This window comes from Propionivibrio limicola (assembly GCF_009469695.1).
Lineage (GTDB): Bacteria > Pseudomonadota > Gammaproteobacteria > Burkholderiales > Rhodocyclaceae > Propionivibrio > Propionivibrio limicola.
This window is the reverse complement of the sequence record NZ_SSSR01000001.1, coordinates 26,215-45,087: the sequence shown is the minus strand read 5'-3', so window position 1 is coordinate 45,087 and position 18,873 is coordinate 26,215. Positions and strand designations below refer to the sequence as shown.

At 54.6% G+C, this 18,873-nt stretch carries 18 protein-coding genes; 16 read left to right on the top strand and 2 right to left on the bottom strand.

What is annotated here, in order from left to right; all coding sequences use genetic code 11:
* Nucleotides 1-27: 27 nt before the first annotated feature.
* Both GH659_RS00230 and map read right to left on the bottom strand, forming a co-directional pair.
* Nucleotides 28-2,610 carry a [protein-PII] uridylyltransferase gene (locus GH659_RS00230; protein ID WP_153108709.1) on the bottom strand — a complete coding sequence of 861 codons (2,583 nt, stop codon included), beginning with the start codon at nucleotides 2,608-2,610 and terminating at the stop codon, nucleotides 28-30.
* Entirely contained in the window at nucleotides 2,607-3,419 is an 813-nt protein-coding gene (gene map / locus GH659_RS00225) for a type I methionyl aminopeptidase (protein ID WP_153108708.1), read from the bottom strand. Before map ends, GH659_RS00230 begins: the two co-directional genes overlap by 4 nt.
* Before the next feature lie 379 nt (nucleotides 3,420-3,798).
* On the opposite strand from map, the gene rpsB reads away from it, so the two are divergent.
* The 16 genes from rpsB (at nucleotide 3,799) to GH659_RS00145 (ending at nucleotide 18,818) form a co-directional block, all read left to right on the top strand.
* Entirely contained in the window at nucleotides 3,799-4,539 is a 741-nt protein-coding gene (gene rpsB, locus GH659_RS00220) for a 30S ribosomal protein S2 (protein ID WP_153109028.1), read from the top strand.
* Between the two features lie 130 nt (nucleotides 4,540-4,669).
* Complete coding sequence (tsf, locus tag GH659_RS00215; protein ID WP_153108707.1) at nucleotides 4,670-5,566, top strand: translation elongation factor Ts; 897 nt, start codon at nucleotides 4,670-4,672, stop codon at nucleotides 5,564-5,566.
* Nucleotides 5,567-5,589: 23 nt separating this feature from the next.
* Nucleotides 5,590-6,315 carry a UMP kinase gene (pyrH, locus tag GH659_RS00210; RefSeq protein ID WP_153109027.1) on the top strand — a complete coding sequence of 242 codons (726 nt, stop codon included), beginning with the start codon at nucleotides 5,590-5,592 and terminating at the stop codon, nucleotides 6,313-6,315.
* 10 nt (nucleotides 6,316-6,325) lie between these two features.
* Nucleotides 6,326-6,886 (top strand): ribosome recycling factor, encoded by a 561-nt coding sequence (gene frr / locus GH659_RS00205; RefSeq protein ID WP_153108706.1) that lies wholly within the window; start codon nucleotides 6,326-6,328, stop codon nucleotides 6,884-6,886.
* Nucleotides 6,887-6,907: 21 nt separating this feature from the next.
* Complete coding sequence (gene uppS / locus GH659_RS00200; RefSeq protein WP_153108705.1) at nucleotides 6,908-7,723, top strand: polyprenyl diphosphate synthase; 816 nt, start codon at nucleotides 6,908-6,910, stop codon at nucleotides 7,721-7,723.
* The gene (locus GH659_RS00195) at nucleotides 7,716-8,582 is read left to right on the top strand and encodes a phosphatidate cytidylyltransferase (protein ID WP_153108704.1); all 867 of its coding nucleotides are present in this window, start codon (nucleotides 7,716-7,718) and stop codon (nucleotides 8,580-8,582) included. The genes uppS and GH659_RS00195 overlap by 8 nt, the downstream gene beginning before the upstream one ends.
* 13 nt (nucleotides 8,583-8,595) lie before the next feature.
* Nucleotides 8,596-9,786 (top strand): 1-deoxy-D-xylulose-5-phosphate reductoisomerase, encoded by a 1,191-nt coding sequence (ispC, locus tag GH659_RS00190; protein WP_153108703.1) that lies wholly within the window; start codon nucleotides 8,596-8,598, stop codon nucleotides 9,784-9,786.
* Nucleotides 9,783-11,153, top strand: a complete 1,371-nt coding sequence (gene rseP / locus GH659_RS00185; protein WP_153108702.1) for an RIP metalloprotease RseP — start codon at nucleotides 9,783-9,785, stop codon at nucleotides 11,151-11,153. Before ispC ends, rseP begins: the two co-directional genes overlap by 4 nt.
* Nucleotides 11,154-11,157: 4 nt before the next feature.
* A complete protein-coding gene (gene bamA / locus GH659_RS00180; RefSeq protein WP_153108701.1) occupies nucleotides 11,158-13,482 on the top strand; it encodes an outer membrane protein assembly factor BamA in 2,325 nt (774 codons plus the stop codon).
* A gap of 33 nt (nucleotides 13,483-13,515) precedes the next feature.
* A complete protein-coding gene (locus tag GH659_RS00175) occupies nucleotides 13,516-14,007 on the top strand; it encodes an OmpH/Skp family outer membrane protein (RefSeq protein ID WP_425499970.1) in 492 nt (163 codons plus the stop codon).
* A 4-nt stretch (nucleotides 14,008-14,011) separates the two neighbouring features.
* On the top strand, nucleotides 14,012-15,049 hold the full coding sequence (gene lpxD / locus GH659_RS00170; RefSeq protein WP_246167587.1) for a UDP-3-O-(3-hydroxymyristoyl)glucosamine N-acyltransferase: 1,038 nt from the start codon (nucleotides 14,012-14,014) through the stop codon (nucleotides 15,047-15,049).
* Between the two features lie 5 nt (nucleotides 15,050-15,054).
* Nucleotides 15,055-15,492 carry a 3-hydroxyacyl-ACP dehydratase FabZ gene (gene fabZ / locus GH659_RS00165; RefSeq protein WP_153109025.1) on the top strand — a complete coding sequence of 146 codons (438 nt, stop codon included), beginning with the start codon at nucleotides 15,055-15,057 and terminating at the stop codon, nucleotides 15,490-15,492.
* Nucleotides 15,493-15,511: 19 nt separating this feature from the next.
* Nucleotides 15,512-16,282, top strand: coding sequence for an acyl-ACP--UDP-N-acetylglucosamine O-acyltransferase (gene lpxA, locus GH659_RS00160; protein ID WP_153108699.1), 771 nt, complete (start codon nucleotides 15,512-15,514; stop codon nucleotides 16,280-16,282).
* Nucleotides 16,279-17,439, top strand: coding sequence for a lipid-A-disaccharide synthase (gene lpxB, locus GH659_RS00155; protein ID WP_153108698.1), 1,161 nt, complete (start codon nucleotides 16,279-16,281; stop codon nucleotides 17,437-17,439). Before lpxA ends, lpxB begins: the two co-directional genes overlap by 4 nt.
* Nucleotides 17,440-17,448: 9 nt before the next feature.
* A complete protein-coding gene (gene rnhB / locus GH659_RS00150; RefSeq protein ID WP_153108697.1) occupies nucleotides 17,449-18,021 on the top strand; it encodes a ribonuclease HII in 573 nt (190 codons plus the stop codon).
* Nucleotides 18,018-18,818, top strand: coding sequence for a TrmH family RNA methyltransferase (locus GH659_RS00145; protein ID WP_153108696.1), 801 nt, complete (start codon nucleotides 18,018-18,020; stop codon nucleotides 18,816-18,818). The genes rnhB and GH659_RS00145 overlap by 4 nt, the downstream gene beginning before the upstream one ends.
* Nucleotides 18,819-18,873 lie beyond the last annotated feature (55 nt).

Below are 18,873 nucleotides of genomic sequence, written 5' to 3'. Positions count from 1 at the left end.
CCCAGTCTTTTGCCAGGGCTCTTTTCCTCAATGCTCAAGCTGGTTCAGCAAGTGGGTTTCAAGCTTGACCCGGGCGGCGCTCTCTTCGAGATTGTTTCCTGTAATCAGGAAGGTGTCCTCGACCCGTTCGCCGAGCGTGGCGATCTTTGCGGTATGCAGGTCGGCGCCGTAGTCGGCGAGTGCCATGGCGACGGTATAAAGCAAGCCGGGGCGATCAGCCGCGCTGACCGAAAGAATGTAATACGTGCCTTTGTCGTCGGGCTGGATGTTGACCTGCGGCTGGATCGGGAAGTGTTTGACCTGGCGCGAGATGCGTCCGTTCGATGGAGCTTCCGGCGCGGCTTGCTTGGTGAGCCGGTCTTCCAGTTCATGCTCGATATAGCTGATCATGCTCCGGTCGCTGTCGCGCCCGCTGACGTCGAGCAGCATGAAGCTGTCGAGCGCGTAGCCGTGGCGCGTGGTGTGGATCTTCGCATCCATGATGTTGTAGCCCGCGCGGCTGAAGAATCCGACCAGACGGGCAAACAGGTAGCTTTGATCCCGGGTGTAAACCATGACCTCGATGCCGTCGCCGTGCGGATTCAGACGGGCCTTGACGACGGGTTGTTCGGCGTCGACGCGGTAGTGCAGCGCCCGCGCATGCCAAGCGATATCCTCGGGCGAGTGGCGCAGGAAATACACGGTGTCGAGCTGGCGCCAGAGGTTTTCGTGTCCGGATTCGTGAATGCCGTAGTAGCGGATGAGGCGCAGCGCTTCTTCCTGGCGTTCCTGGATGATGCCGTGCCGTACCGGCGCTTTGCCGCCGGATTGGAGCAGGCGCCGGGTCTGTCGGAACAGGTCTTCAAGCAACTGCCCTTTCCAGGAATTCCAGACTTTCGGGCTGGTGCCGCGAATGTCGGCCACGGTCAGGAGGTAAAGCGCGGTCAGATGGCGTTCGTCGCCGACGATGGCGGCAAAGGCGGCGACGACGTCCGGATCTGACGTGTCCTGCTTCTGGGCGACGGCCGACATGACAAGGTGCTGGCGAACCAGCCAGACGATGAGTTCGCTGTCTTCTTCGGCCAGACCGTGGCTGTCGCAAAATTCCTTGGCGTCGACCGCGCCAAGTTCCGAGTGGCTCCCACCGCGGCCCTTGGCGATATCGTGGAAAAGTGCGGCGATGTAGAGCACCCACGGCCGCTCGAATTCGCTGATCAGCTGGCTGCAGAACGGATATTCGTGGGCAAACTCGGTTTCAGAAAAGCGGCGCAGGTTGCGCAGTACCTGCATCGAGTGCTGGTCCACTGTGTAAACGTGGAACAGGTCATGCTGCATCTGGCCGACGATTTCACCGAAATTCGGCAGGTAGCGTCCCAGAATGTCGAACTGGTTCATGCGCCGGAGTTCGTGCAACACGCCGCGCGGCTGTTTGAAAAGTTCAATGAAGCGCGCCTTGTTGACCGGGTCGTTGCGAAAGTCGTCGTCGATCGCCGTTCTGGCGCGCCAGAGCGTCCGGATCGTGCGGGCTGTGAGGCCTTTCAGCTCTGGGTGCTGCTGCATGACGAGGAACGCTTCAAGCATGGCGCCCGGCGTTTCGTGGAACACATTTTCGTGTGTGACGTCGAGGAGCTGGTGCGCATTCTGGAAGCGCTCGTTGATCGGGATCGGCGGCTGCTTGTTCGAGGGGAAAATGGCCGCGCCCATGTTCTGCAGCAAAATCGTGTTGAGCTGCATGATCGTCTTGGCGTTCCGGTAATACTCTTGCATCAACTGCTCGCTGGCGCGCCGGGTCGGAGTGGCCTTGAATCCCATTTGCTCGGCGAGGGCGGTCTGGAAGTCGAAGAGCAAGCGGTCTTCGTGCCGTCCCGCCAGCAAGTGCAGCTGGATGCGAAGGCGTTGCAGGAATTTCTCGCGTCGCTCCAGTCCTTGTTCTTCCTGATGCGTGATGAAACCGTGCCGTTTGAGATCGCGCCAGCTGTTTCCATAGCCGGCGACTTGAGCGATCCACAGAATCGTTTGCAGGTCGCGCAATCCGCCCGGGCTTTCCTTGCAGTTGGGTTCCAGGCTGTAGGGAGACTCCTGATACTTCAGATAGCGCTCGTCTTGCTCGCTCCGCTTCGTGCGATAAAAGGTTTGCGGATCGAGGCGAAGCCTGAATTCGGAGTAGAAACGGGTAAAAAGCCCATAGTCGCCGACGAGAAGCCGCGCTTCGACGAGCGCCGTCTGGACGGTGAGGTCGGCCGCGGCTTCGGCCAAGCATTCGTCCAGTGTGCGGACACTATGGCCGATGTCGAGGCCGATATCCCAGAACAGTCCGACCAGTTGCTCAAGTTGGGTGGCGAGGGTTGCGTCCGGCGTTTCGGGTAGCAGGATCAAGAGGTCGATGTCCGAGGCCGGCCATAATTCGCCCCGCCCGTAGCCCCCGACAGCCACCAAGGCCAAGTCCTCGGGGAATTTGAGCTCTTTCCATAAATCCCGCAGGACGCCGTCGATCAGATGGCTACGCTCGTAGAGGAGACGCGATGCGTCCGGTTCGGCCAGGTAGCGTTCGCGAAGCGCTGTCTGGCCGGTCTGCAGTCGTGAGCGGTAACGGGAAAGAAGATCGATGCGTTCGGCGGTGTCGAGTATCATGCGGGCGTTTTGATCCAATCAGGGGCGGGGCGTGTGCCAGCGGACAGGGTGAGAATTTCGAACCCGGTTTCGGTGACAAGCACAGTATGCTCCCACTGGGCTGACAGGCTGTGATCCTTTGTGACGACTGTCCAGCCGTCGGCGAGTTGGCGGATCGCCGCCTTGCCGGCATTGATCATTGGCTCAATCGTGAAAATCATATTCGTTTTGAGTTCGACGCCGGTCCCGGGTTTGCCGAAATGCACCACCTGCGGGTCTTCGTGAAAGCGAGCGCCGATTCCGTGTCCGCAAAACTCGCGTACGACCGAGTAACCGGCTTTTTCGGCATATAGCTGGATGGCGTGCCCAATATCGCCAAGGCGGGCGCCGGGTCTGACCTGGGCGATGCCGAGCCACATGCACTCAAAAGTGATTTCGCACAAACGCTTGGCCTGGATAGACACCTCGCCTACCTGGAACATGCGGCTGGTGTCGCCGTGATAACCATCCTTGATGATCGTGATGTCGATGTTGGCGATGTCCCCGTTCTTGAGTTGCTTGTCACCCGGTATGCCGTGGCAGATCTGGTGGTTGACCGAGATGCAGGTTGCTTTCGGATAGGGGTTGTAGCCCGACGGCGCGTAGTTCAGGGGGGCGGGAATGCTGTCCTGTTCCTTGACCATGTAATCATGGCAAAGACGGTCCAGTTCACCGGTCGTGACGCCAGGCTTGACGAACGGTGTTATGTAATCGAGAACCTCGGCAGCGAGACGTCCCGCAATCCGCATTTTTTCGATTTCTTCTGGAGTTTTGAGAGTAATGCGGCTCATGTTTTTCGATGGTCTCGGGTAGATATTCAAGAGTCGAAGGATAAATTAAGAGCGTGCGTGAGGCAATTTCGCCCCTTGCAAGAGGGTCTTCGTCACGTCATGTGCCAGTTGGGGATGTCAAGGCGTTGTTGAAGTCAGATCGACGCAGATACTTCAATCTGGAGTTTTTGTCGGCAGGGTGATAGAATTTTTCGGCTTTGCTGGGTGACCGGCAGGGTAACAAGGCGTCCGATGTGGGCGCGATGTTGACCAAATCGAAGTAATGTTTTTGGTTGCTTAATACGCACATTCGCCCGTTCAAGGGTGTCTGTCACGGTAAGTGTGACAGGCGTAGGTGGGTGAATGGTGGCTTAACCCTGATATTGAGAAAGAGATAAGTATGTCTACAACTATGCGTCAGATGCTTGAGGCCGGTGTCCATTTTGGCCACCAGACCCGTTTCTGGAATCCCAAGATGGCACCGTATATTTTCGGTGCCCGCAGCAAGATTCATATTGTCAATCTGGAAAAAACGCTCGCGAAGTACAATGAAGCGATGGCTTTTGTTCGCAAGCTGTCCGCCAACAAGGGAAATATTCTCTTTGTCGGAACCAAGCGCCAGTCGCGCGAGATCATCGCCGAGGAAGCTGCGCGTGCAAATTCACCCTACGTCGATCAGCGTTGGCTCGGCGGTATGTTGACCAACTTCAAGACCGTCAAGCAGTCGATCAAGCGCCTGAAGGATATGGAAGTCATGGTCGAGGAAGGCTCGCTTGAGAAGCTCGGCAAGAAAGAAGCGCTGATGGCTCAGCGTGAACTCGTCAAGCTGCAGAAGTCGATCGGCGGTATCAAGGAAATGAACACTCTGCCTGATGCGCTGTTTGTTATCGATGTTGGCTACCATAAAATTGCCATTACCGAGGCTAACAAGCTGGGTATTCCGGTTATTGCCGTTGTCGATACCAACCACTCGCCTGAAGGTGTTGATTACGTCATTCCGGGTAACGATGACTCGTCCAGCGCGATTCGTCTCTACGCTCGTGGCGTGGCCGACTCGGTTCTCGAAGGTCGCAGCCAGTTCGTCGAGGAAATTGTTGCGGCGACGTCTGGCGACGAATTCGTAGAAGAAGGCGAAGAATAATTACGTAGCGGGCCTTTTGCCCGTCATTGGTCGTTGCAGAGGGCTGTAGCTCTCTGGCGGCTGATGTTTGTAGAGAGTAAGTAATAAGTGCGGCCGGATTCCCGGCCGCAACCTTAAGTGGAGAGAAAAAATGGCTGCAATTACCGCGAGCATGGTGGCTGAGCTGCGTGCTAAGACTGATGCACCGATGATGGAATGCAAGAAGGCGCTGACCGAAGCTGATGGCGATCTTGCCAAGGCTGAAGAGATTCTGCGTGTGAAGCTGGGTAATAAGGCGACCAAGGCTGCGTCTCGTGTTGCTGCTGAGGGTATTGTCGGTGTGAGCATTTCCGCTGACGGCAAGCTTGGTTCGATCATTGAAGTTAACTGCGAAACCGACTTCGTGGCGAAGAACGACGATTTTCTGGCGCTCGTCAATGGCTGTGCCGAACTCGTCGCTTCGAAGAATCCGGAAAGTGTTGAAGCCCTCTCGGCACTGCCGATGGGTGAGGGTTCTGTTGAATCGACCCGTGCGGCGCTTGTTGGCAAGATCGGCGAAAACATGACGATCCGTCGTTTCGTCCGCGTTGAAGCCAAGGGCAAGCTGGTTTCCTATATCCACGGTGGCGCCAAGATCGGCGTTCTGCTGGATATCGTCGGTGGTGACGAACAACTCGGCAAAGACTTGGCTATGCACATTGCTGCGTCGAAGCCCAAAGCGCTGGATGCCGCCGGCGTGTCGCAGGAGTTGTTGGATACCGAACGTCGGATCGCTATCGAGAAGGCGCGTGCTGACAACAAGCCGGAAGCCATGCTTGAGAAGATCGCCGAAGGCACTGTTCAGAAATATCTGAAGGAAGTGACGCTGCTGGCGCAAGTGTTCGTCAAGGCCGAAGATGGTAAGCAGACCATCGAGCAGTTGCTTAAGGCCAAGGGGGCCTCCGTCGCCGGCTTTACGTTGTATTTGGTTGGTGAAGGTCTGGAAAAGAAAGTAACCGATTTCGCCGCTGAAGTTGCTGCCCAGGCTGCTGCTGCCGCTCAAAAGTAATTTTGACAAAGGTATTTTCTGCCATGAGTGAGACTCGTACCCCCAAGTTCAAGCGCATCCTGCTAAAGCTGTCCGGCGAAGCCCTGATGGGGTCGGATGCGTATGGAATCAACCGCCAGACTATTTCCGAAATTGTTGGTGAGGTTAAAAGCGTTGTTGATATGGGGGTGCAGGTCGGCGTCGTCATCGGCGGGGGCAACATCTTTCGCGGTGTTGCTCCGGCAGCCAATGGCATGGATCGGGCGCAGGCAGACTACATGGGAATGCTGGCGACCGTTATGAACGGTCTCGCACTCCAGGATGCGATGCGGGTTTCGGGTATGGTGGCCCGCGTCCAGTCCGCGCTCAATATTGAACAGGTGGTTGAGCCCTACATTCGTGGGCGGGCAATCCGCTATCTGGAGCAGGGGCGCACGGTTATTTTTGCTGGCGGCACCGGCAATCCGTTTTTTACGACCGATACGGCCGCCGCGCTTCGTGGTGCCGAGATTGGCGCGGAAATTGTCCTCAAGGCAACCAAGGTGGACGGCATTTATACCGCTGATCCTAAAAAGGATCCGGCCGCAACCCGTTTCGACACGATTACTTTCGATGAGGCCATTTCCCGGAATCTGGCGGTCATGGATGCCACTGCGTTCGCCCTATGCCGGGACCAGAAACTGCCTATCAACGTCTTTTCGATTTTCAAACAGGGCGCGCTCAAGCGCGTAGTACTTGGCGAGAACGAAGGCACGTTGGTCTATTGCTGAGGAGAATGAAATGTCGGTTGCTGATGTGAAAAGCACTGCAGAACACAAGATGCAAAAATCGCTTGAGGCGCTCAAGCTCGATTTGGCAAAGATTCGTACGGGACGTGCCCATGTGGGGTTGCTCGATCATGTGCAGGTCGATTACTACGGTTCGTTGGTCCCGGTAAATACCGTTGCCAACATTACCTTGCTTGATCCACGGACGTTGGGGGTTCAGCCCTGGGAAAAGGGGATGGCCTCCAAAGTGGAGAAGGCTATTCGTGATTCTGATCTCGGCCTGAATCCTGCCTCGCAGGGTGATTTGATCAGGGTTCCGATGCCGGCGTTGACGGAGGAGCGGCGCCGTGACCTGATCAAGGTTGTCAAGCATGAGTGTGAAAATACACGCGTCGCTATTCGCAACCTGCGACGCGACGCGAATGCGACGCTCAAGGATTTGGTTAAAAACAAGGAATGTTCCGAAGACGATGAGCGTCGCGCTCAGGACGACATCCAGAAGCTCACCGACAAGCATGTTGCCGAGGTCGACAAACAGTTCGCGCAGAAAGAAACCGAACTGATGGCCATCTAAGGCCTCGTCGGGAGGCGGTAAGTGGGTATTTTCAAGAGTACGACACGCGATGTGCCTGAAGGCACGTCTGCCCCGAAGCACGTTGCCATCATCATGGATGGCAACGGGCGCTGGGCTAAAAAACGGCTCCTTCCTCGTGTCGCTGGCCATCATCGTGGCGTTGTGACGGTGCGGAACGCGGTTAAATACTGCCTGGCGCACAATATCGAATACCTGACGCTTTTTGCATTCAGTTCCGAAAACTGGCGACGTCCCGAAGAGGAAGTCCGGCTGCTGATGGAACTTTTTGTGCGCGCTTTGCGGCAAGAGGTCGCCAAACTGGATCGGAACGGTGTGTGTTTAAAAGTCGTTGGTGATCTGTCCCGTTTTGATTCCGAATTGCAGGCTTTGATTAAGGCCTCCGAACTGCAAACAGCGTCAAATACAAGGCTGACGCTTACCGTTGCTGCCAATTATGGTGGACGGTGGGATATATTGCAGGCAGTTAATCGTCTGGCACTGGAACATCCAGAAAAAGGCGGGCATTGGGATGAAGCCGATTTGACGCCGTATCTGGCAATGAGTTTTGCTCCGGAGCCGGATTTGTTTATTCGCACCGGTGGTGAAGAGCGAATCAGTAATTTCCTTCTCTGGCAACTGGCGTATTCAGAGTTCTACTTTACCAAAACCCTCTGGCCGGAGTTCGATTCGACCGCGTTTGATAGAGCAATCGCTTCCTATCAAAAGCGTGAACGGCGGTTCGGTCGGACGAGTGAACAGCTGGGCGACGGTTCTGCTGTGGCTACTTCACGTAACGAGCCCACAGACGGCGCGTCGGAAGTGAGAAACGATGCTTAAGACGCGGATCATTACCGCGGTGGTCCTGCTTGCAGCTTTTTGTTTCGCTCTCTTTCGACTGTCCTCCCTTGGCTGGACGCTGGTGGCGACGCTTGTTGCCGCGATTGCCGCCTGGGAGTGGGGCGGCTTGATGCGCCTCGGCAAGGAAGGGCGGCTGGGACTGGCCATTTTTTTCGCCGGCATATGCGGCATGTTTGTCTGGTTGGTGCCTGAAGCGCTTGGAATTGGCGTTGGTGGACGTGGAATCGATCAGGCAGCGTGGTCGCTTGGCCGCTGGTTCTACATTCCTGCCGCAATATTCTGGTTTGGAGTGGTGCCTTTGTGGATGCGTAGCCGTTGGGCTCTGTCCGGTGACCGGCTCGGGGCGGTGTGGGGTGTTCTGACCGGTGTTGTTGTGATTCTTCCGGCTTGGCTGGCGCTTGTGCAGCTCCGCATGCTGGGTGCGTGGACACTGATTGCTGTCATGGCGGTTGCTTGGGTTGCGGATGTTGCGGCCTATTTTTCCGGAAGGGCGTTCGGTCGCCACAAACTGGCCCCGACGATTAGCCCCGGCAAAACATGGGAAGGGGCGTTCGGGGGTGCGGCTGCCGTCGTTGTTTATGTTTTCTTCATTGTATTTCCGCGCCTTCCGACGGAATTCGCTGACCGTTTTCCATGGTATTTGTTTTTTGCATTTGCCGTTCTACTAACGATCATCAGTGTGATTGGCGATTTGTTTGAATCATTGCTCAAGCGGCAGGCGGGGCTCAAGGATAGTAGTTCGATATTGCCTGGCCATGGTGGCGTGCTGGACAGGATCGACAGTCTTACGTCAATGTTGCCCTTGGTCGCGCTCGTCTGGCTGGGCACCCTTTCCTGATTAAGTCTTCAAAATGCCCCTGCAAAAGCTCACCATTCTAGGTTCTACCGGCTCGATTGGTGTCAGTACGCTCGATGTGATTCGTCGGCATCGTCGGCGGTATGAAATTGTGGCTTTGTGCGCTCATGCTCAGATCGACCGTTTGTTTGAGCAATGTGTCGAGTTCAGGCCTCGCTTCGCCGTGGTCAGAGACGAGCCGTTGGCCGAGACGCTCCGGAATCGCTTGAGAGAGAGCAATTGCGGCACACAGGTCGAGTCTGGAACTGAAGCGCTGGTGCGCATGGCGGAATTGGCGGAGGTCGATACCGTGATGGCGGCCATCGTGGGGGCCGCCGGTCTGCCACCAACCCTGGCGGCGGTAATGGCCGGGAAAAGAGTGTTGCTGGCCAACAAAGAGGCGCTGGTGACCGCTGGTCCCGTTTTCATGCGAGCGGTTCGGGAGCATGGCGCGAAATTGCTTCCCATCGACAGCGAACACAATGCCATTTTTCAGTCACTGCCTCATGATTACGCCGGCAACCTGGAGGATTCGGGCATCTCCGGGCTGTTGTTGACCGCTTCAGGAGGGCCGTTCCGGAAGACGGCACTGCACGAACTCAGACACGTTACGCCGGTTGAGGCGTGTGCTCACCCGAATTGGGTCATGGGGCGGAAGATTTCAGTCGATTCGGCAACCATGATGAACAAGGGGCTGGAGATGATCGAAGCCCATTGGCTGTTCAATGTGCCGGCAGAGCGGATCAGGGTCGTTATTCATCCGCAAAGCGTCGTACATTCATTGGTTCAATATGTCGACGGGTCGGTGATTGCCGAATTGGGGAATCCCGATATGAGGACGCCAATCGCGCATGCTTTGGCGTATCCAGAGCGGATTGAAGCCGGTGTCGCGCCGCTGGATCTTTTCAAGGTGGCGAGTCTGCATTTCGAATCGCCGGATTTCGTCCGTTTTCCCTGTCTGGCACTCGCTTATCGGGCATTGGAAGAAGGTGAAAGCATGCCGGCTGTTCTCAATGCGGCTAATGAGGTCGCCGTTCAGGCGTTCCTGGACGAAGAAATTGGTTTCACGGAAATACCCTCAATAATCGCGCGCGTTATGGATCGTAGCGTGCCAAGTCAGCTGCATTCTCTTTCGGATGTAATCGCGGCCGACGCTTCGGCTCGCCAGCTGGCGAGGCATATGGTCGTCGAGCGTATTTCGGCATGAGTGCCTGGCTTCTCCATGCAGGTGCCTTTGCCCTGATGCTCGGGGTGCTCATTGTTGTTCATGAGTTGGGGCATTATTCTGCCGCGCGGCTTCTTGGCGTGAAGGTACTTCGCTTTTCGGTAGGTTTTGGGCGGGGCATTTGGTCAAGAAGGTTCGGTCGGGATGGGACCGAATGGGTCATCGGGGTATTCCCTCTTGGCGGTTACGTGAAGATGCTTGATGAGGAAGAGGCGTGCGTGTTGCCGGAAGAGTTGGCGCGTAGTTTCAACCGCCAGAGCGTTTGGCGGCGGGTCGCTATCGTTCTTGCCGGCCCCTGCGCCAACCTTCTGCTGGCGGTGCTGCTTTACTGGGGCCTCTTCTTCTATGGCGTCGAAGAGTTCAAGCCGATTCTTGCCCGGCCTGCTATACAGACTGCGGCATTTGCTGCCGGTGTCGAAAACGGCGATCGCGTGATTAAGGTTGGTGGGGTGCCGGTTCTAAGTTGGCAAGAATTTCACTGGGAACTACTTCGGCAAGCAGTGAAAGGTGATGTTGTCGAGCTGGAAACAGTGGGTCTTGCTACCGTTGTTTCCATTCGGCGGTTGCTGGATGTCTCCGCCGCCCGTGGCAACGGCCTGGAAGGCGACTTCATCGAAAGGCTTGGGCTGGCTCCGTATCGGCCAGAGGTTCCCGCTGTTGTTGGCGCCATTGGTAAGGGCAGCCCGGCCGAAGTGGCTGGATTGCTGCCGGGTGATCGTATTCTGGCGATTGGGGGGCTGGAGATTGCCGCCTGGTCGGATGCTGTCAATGTGGTGCGTAATTCTCCCGGCAAGCGGTTGAATGTCGATATCGAGAGGCAGGGGGCGCGCAGGCAATTGGTGATCGAGCCGGCGGTCGTGCCCGGTACCGGCGGCTCAATCGGGCGTATCGGTGCGGCGGTTGCAGAAGACAGCCAGGTGCGTGATTTGTTGATGGTCAAGATCAGCTATGGCGCTGTGGGTTCGGTCGCGAAAGCCATTCAGGAAACGTGGGAGAAATCGATCTTCAGCGTCGTAATGATCGGAAAAATGCTTACCGGGGAGGTTTCGTGGCGAAATATCAGCGGGCCGGTGACGATTGCCGATTATGCGGGGCAGTCGGCGAAGCTTGGTTTGACCAAATACGTGGCATTCCTGGCGTTGGTGAGTGTCAGCCTTGGGGTGCTCAATCTGCTTCCTGTCCCGGTTCTGGACGGCGGTCATTTACTGTATTATTCCGTCGAAATTGTGAGAGGCAAGCCCCTGTCCGAGCGTTCAAGGGAGATTGGCCAGAGAATTGGTCTGGCGATCCTGGCCATGTTGATGACGCTTGCTTTCTACAATGATATCAATCGTTTAATTCCCGGCTGATCATATGAAAAAGAACTTGTTGGCAGGGCTGGTGGCATCCCTTTTTGTGTCCGGCGCCTCCGCTTTTGAGCCTTTTACCGTAAAAGACATCCGTGTCGACGGCATCCAACGGACCGAAGCCGGTACGGTCTTCAGCTATCTTCCGATTAAAGTGGGCGATACGTTGACGGACGACAAGGCGGCGCAGGCCATCAAGGCTTTGTTTGCCACCGGGTTTTTCAAGGATGTCCGTATCGAGATCGAGAGCGATGTCGTTGTGGTGGCGGTTGAAGAGCGCCCGGCTATTGCTCAGATCGATTTTACCGGTCTCAAGGAATTCGATAAGGATCAAATGATCAAAGGGCTTAAAGAAGCCGGTTTTGCCGTATCACGGTCATTTGATCGCAGCATGCTTGAGAAAGCTGAACAGGAGTTGAAACGTCAGTATCTGACACGTGGTAAATACTCCGTGTCAATTACGACAACGGTCACGCCGCTTGAACGGAATCGTGTCGGAATCAATTTCAAGATCGACGAGGGCGATGCGGCAACGATCAAGCAGATCAATATCGTTGGGGCTAATTCATTCCGCGAAAAAGAATTGCTTGAGGTTTTTCAGTTGCAGACGCCCAACTGGATCAGTTGGTATACCAAAAACGACCAATACTCGAAGCAAAAGCTGTCCGCCGATTTGGAGGCCTTGCGCTCTTTCTACCTCAATCGCGGTTTTCTCGAATTCAATATTGAGTCGACCCAGGTTTCGATCAGTCCTGACAAGAAGGATATCTACATTACGGCGACGGTCTCCGAAGGGGAGCGTTATATCGTCTCGTCCATCAAACTCGCCGGGGAATTGACGTTGCCGGAAGAAGAGTTAAGGGCCGCGATGAAAATCAAGCCCGGTGACGTTTTTTCGCGTGAAAATCTGAATGAGAGTACCAAGGCAATTAGTGACAAGTTGTCATCACGCGGATATGCCTTCGCGAACGTTAATGCGGCACCGGAAATAGACAAGGAAAAAAGACGGGTTGCGTTTACCGTGTTCATCGATCCGGGGAAGCGCGTTTACGTGCGACGAATCAATGTGACCGGTAACACCAAAACACGTGATGAAGTCGTCCGTCAGGAAGTTCGTCAGATGGAAGGTGCGTGGTACGACGACGAGAGAGTTAAATTGTCGCGTCAACGTATTGACAAGACTGACTATTTTTCCGAGGTGAATGTCGAAACGCTTCCGGTGGTAGGTACAACTGATCAGGTCGATGTGAATTTCAATGTCACGGAAAAGTCGACCGGCAACATTTCACTTGGGGTCGGGTATTCTGACTCTGAAAACGTTATTCTTTCCGGCTCCATTTCGCAGGCTAATATTTTCGGCAGTGGTAAATTTGCTTCGTTGCAACTGTCCACCGGTAGTGTTAACCGGACATTGGGTATTAGTTACACAAACCCCTACTTTACGGTTGATGGGGTAAGCCAAGGGTTTGATATCTACGAAAGGAAGACAGACCCGACCTCGCTTGGTTACGTTTATAAAACTCATTCGACAGGGGGTGGGATTCGCTTCGGTTTTCCGATAAGCGAGAAGCAGACGCTTAATTTCGGTGCGGCCATTGATTACACAAAGGTTGAAATTGATCGTACAGATACGGATACGCCACTTCAGTATGTCGATTTTATCGATGAGTTCTGTGGTACGGATACCTACAAATGCGGCAATACATCTGTTCCTCTAACGGCAAGCTGGGTCAGCAATACCAAGGATAGTGCAATCAATCCCACGCGGGGTGTTTATCAAAAGGCGAGCTTTGAGGTAAGTCCACTGGGAGACCTCAATTACTATCGGGCTACGTATCAGCATCAAAGGTTCTACCCCGTAACACGTACTATGGTTCTTATGCTCAATGGTGAAGTTGGATATGCGAATGGCTTGGGCGGGCAGGAGCTACCATTTTTCAAGAACCTTTATGCCGGAGGCGTTGGCTCGGTACGTGGCTACGATACGGCAAGTTTGGGGCCGTATGAGATTGACTCTGACGGTGATGAGGTGCGATTGGGGGGTACAAAACGCTTTGTGTTTAATGCCGAGTTAACGATGCCCCTTCCTGGCTTTGGCGCTGACAAATCGATGCGGTTCGGGCCGTTCTTCGATGCCGGTCAGGTTTACTCCGATGCTGCCGACAAGAATTCCGATGTGTATGACAGCGGTCCTGTTCGCATGTCCGTGGGGCTTGCGGCCACGTGGCTTTCGCCTTTTGGGCCGCTCAAATTCAGCTTCGCGCAGCCGCTTAACGAACAGAAGAATGATAATATCCAGAAATTCCAGTTCCAGATGGGAACAACCTTCTAATCAAGGAGAAACAGCTTGAAGACGAAATTTGCTATGTTGCTGGTTGCATTGATGGCTGTGTTGCCAATGTCTTACGCGTCGGCATCGGAAACACTGAAAGTTGGATACGTAAATACGCAGCGTATTTTTCGCGATGCGCCCGCTGCTGTGAGGGCGGCCAAGAAAATCGAGGCCGAGTTCTCCAAGCGTGATCAGGATCTGCAGCGTTTGGCTAAACAGCTCCAGTCTCTTCAGGAGTCGCTCGAAAAGAATGCAGTGACGATGTCCGAGTCCGAGCGTCGTGCTAAAGAGAAGGACCTCAACGATCTCTCAAGAGAATTCCAGCGCAAGCAACGGGAATTCCGCGAGGATCTGAACCTTCGTCAGAACGAGGAAAATGCGGCAATTATTGAAAAGGCTAACAAGGCCATCAAGCAGCTTGCTGAAAGCGAAAAATATGACCTGATTTTGCAGGATGTCGTTTGGGTCAGCCCACGTCTTGATGTTACCGACAAAGTCATCAAGGCGTTGTCGGAAGGTAAGTAACAGAGTGGCAGGGGGTAATGGTTGGCGGCTCGATGAAATCGTTGGCCGCCTCGGCGGTGCGGTAAGAGGCGATGGTTCGGTAGTCGTATCCCAAGTCGGTAGCTTGGCATCGGCACTTCCGGGCCAGATTGCATTTTTTGCCAATCAGAAATTCCGCCAGCAGTTGCGACAGACAAAAGCGGCGGCTGTCATCATTTCGCCTCGTCATACCGGCGAGACGTCATTGCCGTGCATCGTGCATTCCAATCCCTATGCATACTACGCGCGCGTTGTTACGCTACTGAATCCCGTTAAATCACGGCAGGTCGGCATTCACCCCACGGCCGTCGTGCATTCTGATATCCCTGCCTCCGCAAGTATTGGTGAGAACGTTGTTGTTGGTAAGCGGGTGGCGATTGGAGAAAACGTCGTCGTTTATCCCGGAGTAGTGATTGGCGATGATGTTTCAGTCGGTTGCGGCTCTGTGATCTATCCGAACGTCGTTATTTATGATGGCTGCCAAATCGGGCAGCGAGCCATCATCCATTCGGGATCCGTTGTGGGTAGCGACGGATTCGGGTTCGCTAAAGATGGTGATTCGTGGGTCAAGATTCCGCAAATCGGTCGGGTTGTCATCGGCGATGATGTCGAGATTGGCGCGAATACGTCAATTGACCGGGGGGCTCTGGACGATACAGTGATCGGCAATGACGTTAAGTTGGATAATCAGATTCAGATTGCCCATAACGTCGTAATCGGCGATCACACGGCGATGGCCGGCTGTGTCGGGGTCGCGGGGAGCACGCGTATCGGGAGTCGTTGCACCATTGCGGGAGCGGGAATGATCATTGGGCACCTTGAGTTGGCAGACGATGTTCATGTCTCTGCCGGGACCATGGTGACTAAAAGTATCCGCAAGCCGGGGCAATACACGAGTATTTTTCCTCTTGAATCGCATGAGGATTGGTTGCAAAACGCGGTCCAGATAAAGCGGTTAGCCAAGTTGGCTGCGCGTGTGGATGAACTTGAGAAGAAACTGGAACAAATGGAGAAAGCATGTTGAACACGATGGATATCCACGAAATTTTAAAGCACCTTCCGCACCGCTATCCGTTTCTGCTTGTTGATAGGGTGCTGGATTGCGAGCCTGGAAAATCCATTCATGCCTACAAAAATGTAACTATCAATGAGCCCTTCTTTGTCGGCCACTTCCCACATCATCCGGTTATGCCGGGAGTGCTGATCATGGAGGCGTTGGCGCAGGCGGCAGGAATCTTGTCTTTCAAGACAATGGATAGCTTGCCCGACGAAAACTCGGTTTTTTATTTTGTTGGAATTGATAACGCCCGCTTCAAGAAGCCAGTTACCGCGGGTGATCAACTTCACCTGCACGTGGAAATTGTTCGTCAGATGCGTGGTATCTGGAAATACAAGGTAGAGGCTCGTGTTGACGGTGAGGTGGTGGCTGATGCCGAGCTGATGTGTGCAAAGCGGGATGTTGTTTGACATAAGCAGGATAGAGAATATGATTCATCCAACCGCAATCATTCATCCAGGGGCGAGAATCGGCTCCAACGTAACGGTTGGTCCGTATTCAATTATCGGCGAGCATGTAGAAGTCGGTGACAATACCGTGATCGCTCCGCATGTCGTTATTTCCGGTCATACAAAGATTGGTTGTGACAACAGGATTTTCCAGTTTTGCTCGCTTGGCGAGGTTCCTCAGGATAAAAAGTATGCTGGGGAACCGACGCGACTGGAGATCGGAGACCGGAATACTATCCGCGAATTTTGTACCTTCAATCTTGGGACGGTTCAGGACGGTGGTCTTACGCGTATTGGCGACGATAACTGGATCATGGCCTATGTGCACATCGCGCACGATTGTTATGTTGGCAATCGGACGACGTTTGCTAACAATTCGCAGTTGGCCGGCCATGTTCATGTCGACGACTGGGCAATCCTCGGTGGTTATACAGGTATTCATCAATTCTGCAGGATCGGTGCCCATACGATGACGGCAGTGGGTACCGTTGTGCTGCAGGACATTCCTCCATATGTGATGGCTGCCGGTAATACGGCATCGCCGTTCGGGATAAATGCCGAAGGACTCAAGCGGCGCGGTTTCTCTCCGGAATCATTGATGGCGTTGAAGCGTGCCTATCGGACCTTGTATAAGTCCGGTCTGATGCTTGAGGAAGCGCGTACCAAGCTGGAAGAAGATGCAAAAGTCCATCCGGAAATTCAACCAATCCTGGATTTTCTTGCGGTATCAAAGCGCGGCATCATACGATGACTCCAAACGTTGTCCGTATTGCCATGGTGGCAGGCGAGGCATCGGGAGATTTGCTGGCTAGTCACTTGATTCAGGCGCTCAAAGACCGGCTGCCTAATGCCGTGTTTTATGGGATTGGTGGTCCCAAAATGGAAGGGCGGGGCTTCCAGGTTCTGCATCCGCTTGAGGCTCTGGCCGTACGCGGTTATGTGGAGGTTCTCAAGCATTATCGGGAAATTTCCGGAATACGCCGCGATCTGAAAAAGCGCCTGCTTGCCGACCCGCCCGATATTTTTATCGGTGTCGATGCCCCGGATTTCAATTTGGCGTTGGAAAAGGCGCTCAAGCGGCGCGGCGTGCCGACGATCCACTATGTCAGCCCGTCGATCTGGGCGTGGCGTGGGAAGCGCATCCATAAGATTGCCGAGGCCGCCTCCCGGGTTTTGGCGCTCTTCCCGTTCGAACCGGCGCTCTATGAAAAGATTGGTATGCCTGTCAGCTATGTAGGGCATCCGTTAGCCGATATGCTGCCTGTTGACGATGGGCGGGCTAGTGCCCGACAGTTATTCAATCTGCCGAACCATCAGCCTGTTTTCGCTCTATTGCCAGGGAGTCGGCAGTCTGAACTCGAATACTTGGCGGATACGTTCATCGCGACGGCGAAGGTCATCCATAAGAGATTGCCTAATGCACTGTTTCTCGTGCCTTTAGCGACCCGGGAGACGCGCTTGCTGTTTGAAGAGGCGCTGTACCGTGAGGGGGCAGAAGAGGTGCCGTTCCGTATGCTCTTCGGTCATGCTCACGAGGCAATGATGGCGGCCGATGCCGTTCTCGTCGCTAGCGGTACGGCGACGCTTGAGGCGGCGCTGTTGAAAAGGCCGATGGTTATTGCCTACAAAATGGCGCGTTTGTCCTTCCGCCTGATGCAGCGCATGGGGTATCTGCCATATGTAGGGTTGCCGAATATCCTCGCCGGGAAGTTTATTGTCCCCGAATTCATTCAGGACGATGCAACGCCCGAAAATCTTGCTCAAGCGTTGTTGAACATTGTGGGCGATAAATTGACAAGTCAGCGAATCGCCGACGCTTTCCGCGGGATCCATTTACAGCTTCGGCAAAATGCCGCCGAGAAGGCCGCCGAAGCTATCCTGGCATACCTGCCGCATAGAACAGTCTGAGGCCGTTCGATGTCTGATGTACTGACGTGTGGTGTGGATGAGGCCGGGCGAGGCCCTTTGGCCGGCCCTGTTGTTGCGGCTGCAGTGATCCTCGATCCTGCCAATCCGATCGAGGGGCTCGACGATTCAAAGAAATTGTCAGCGAGAAGGCGCGAAGCGTTAGCCGTTGAGATTCGATGCAAGGCGTTGGCATGGGCTGTGGCGGAGGCGAGTGTCGAGGAAATCGACAGGATCAATATTCTCCAAGCCAGTTTATTGGCCATGCAACGCGCTGTTGCGGCCCTTCAGATTCGTCCCGAACTCGCCCTTATCGATGGAAATCGGTGTCCGCTTCTTCCTTGCCAATCTCGGGCTATTGTCGGGGGTGACGGAAAGGTCGCTTCGATAGCTGCCGCGTCAATTCTTGCCAAGACCGTGCGTGACGAAGGAATGCGTGGGCTGCACAAGATCTACCCGATGTACGGTTTTGATCGCCATATGGGCTATCCAACGGCTTACCATTTGGCGGTTTTGCGTGCGCATGGCGCTAGTCCAATACATCGGCGCAGTTTCGCTCCAGTTTCCCAATTGCCTCTCCTATGAAACATATCGTTTCTCGCGACAATCCGCACTTCAAGCTTCTCAAGCGCCTTTGTAACAGCGGGCGTGAGCGCCGTAAGAGTGGTCTCATCATTCTTGACGGTATGCATCTCTTGGAGAGTTACGCTCAGCATATTGGTCATCTCGACGAAGTAATTGTTAGCCGTACCGGCTTGGAGCATCCTGAAATCAGGGCATTCGTAGAATGCGTACCGCAGGATACGAAGGTTTGCGTGTTGCTGGACGGGCTGTACGCTGACCTGGCGCAGGTTGAAACACCCAGCGGCATCATGGCCATAGCGGGGTGTCCGAAAACACTGCGCGATCCCGATGTCGGGGCGGATGCCGTGTTGCTTGATGGAGTCCAGGATCCCGGCAATCTCGGATCTATTTTTCGTACTGCCGCTGCGGCGGGAGTCGGGCAAGTGCTGTTGTCAAGCGCATGCGCCCAAGCATGGTCACCTAAAGTCCTTCGTGCGGCGATGGGCGCTCATTTTTTACTCGATATTTTCGAGAGCGAGGACTTGCCGACATTTCTCGCGCACTACCAAGGCGAATCCATCGTCACCTCGCTTGAGGCGCAAGCCACTTATTTCTCCCTGGATTTACGGCGTAGCATTGCCTGGATCTTCGGGAATGAGGGGCAAGGAGTCCGGCCTGAGGTTTCAGCCCACGCAAGGCGACAGGTCAAAATACCGATGCCTGGTTCCACAGAATCGCTCAATGTTGGGGCCGCAGTGGCAATTTGCCTCTTTGAGGCAGTCAGGCAACGGCGAGAGGAATTCTCGGCTGCTATATAAAGATAAGTGGGCGTCCACATTTCTTGGTTTTCGTGAGGAAGGCTATATCATGAAA

Bases quoted from the DNA above. Each gene is read 5' to 3' on its own strand.
- map (WP_153108708.1), bottom strand. From the start codon at position 3,419: ATGAGCCGCATTACTCTCAAAACTCCAGAAGAAATCGAAAAAATGCGG.
- pyrH (WP_153109027.1), top strand. From the start codon at position 5,590: ATGAGTGAGACTCGTACCCCCAAGTTCAAGCGCATCCTGCTAAAGCTG.
- GH659_RS00195 (WP_153108704.1), top strand. From the start codon at position 7,716: ATGCTTAAGACGCGGATCATTACCGCGGTGGTCCTGCTTGCAGCTTTT.
- GH659_RS00145 (WP_153108696.1), top strand. From the start codon at position 18,018: ATGAAACATATCGTTTCTCGCGACAATCCGCACTTCAAGCTTCTCAAG.
- rpsB (WP_153109028.1), top strand. From the start codon at position 3,799: ATGTCTACAACTATGCGTCAGATGCTTGAGGCCGGTGTCCATTTTGGC.
- fabZ (WP_153109025.1), top strand. From the start codon at position 15,055: ATGGATATCCACGAAATTTTAAAGCACCTTCCGCACCGCTATCCGTTT.
- tsf (WP_153108707.1), top strand. From the start codon at position 4,670: ATGGCTGCAATTACCGCGAGCATGGTGGCTGAGCTGCGTGCTAAGACT.
- GH659_RS00175 (WP_425499970.1), top strand. From the start codon at position 13,516: ATGTTGCTGGTTGCATTGATGGCTGTGTTGCCAATGTCTTACGCGTCG.
- GH659_RS00230 (WP_153108709.1), bottom strand. From the start codon at position 2,610: ATGATACTCGACACCGCCGAACGCATCGATCTTCTTTCCCGTTACCGC.
- bamA (WP_153108701.1), top strand. From the start codon at position 11,158: ATGAAAAAGAACTTGTTGGCAGGGCTGGTGGCATCCCTTTTTGTGTCC.
- lpxA (WP_153108699.1), top strand. From the start codon at position 15,512: ATGATTCATCCAACCGCAATCATTCATCCAGGGGCGAGAATCGGCTCC.
- ispC (WP_153108703.1), top strand. From the start codon at position 8,596: ATGCCCCTGCAAAAGCTCACCATTCTAGGTTCTACCGGCTCGATTGGT.
- lpxB (WP_153108698.1), top strand. From the start codon at position 16,279: ATGACTCCAAACGTTGTCCGTATTGCCATGGTGGCAGGCGAGGCATCG.
- frr (WP_153108706.1), top strand. From the start codon at position 6,326: ATGTCGGTTGCTGATGTGAAAAGCACTGCAGAACACAAGATGCAAAAA.
- rnhB (WP_153108697.1), top strand. From the start codon at position 17,449: ATGTCTGATGTACTGACGTGTGGTGTGGATGAGGCCGGGCGAGGCCCT.
- rseP (WP_153108702.1), top strand. From the start codon at position 9,783: ATGAGTGCCTGGCTTCTCCATGCAGGTGCCTTTGCCCTGATGCTCGGG.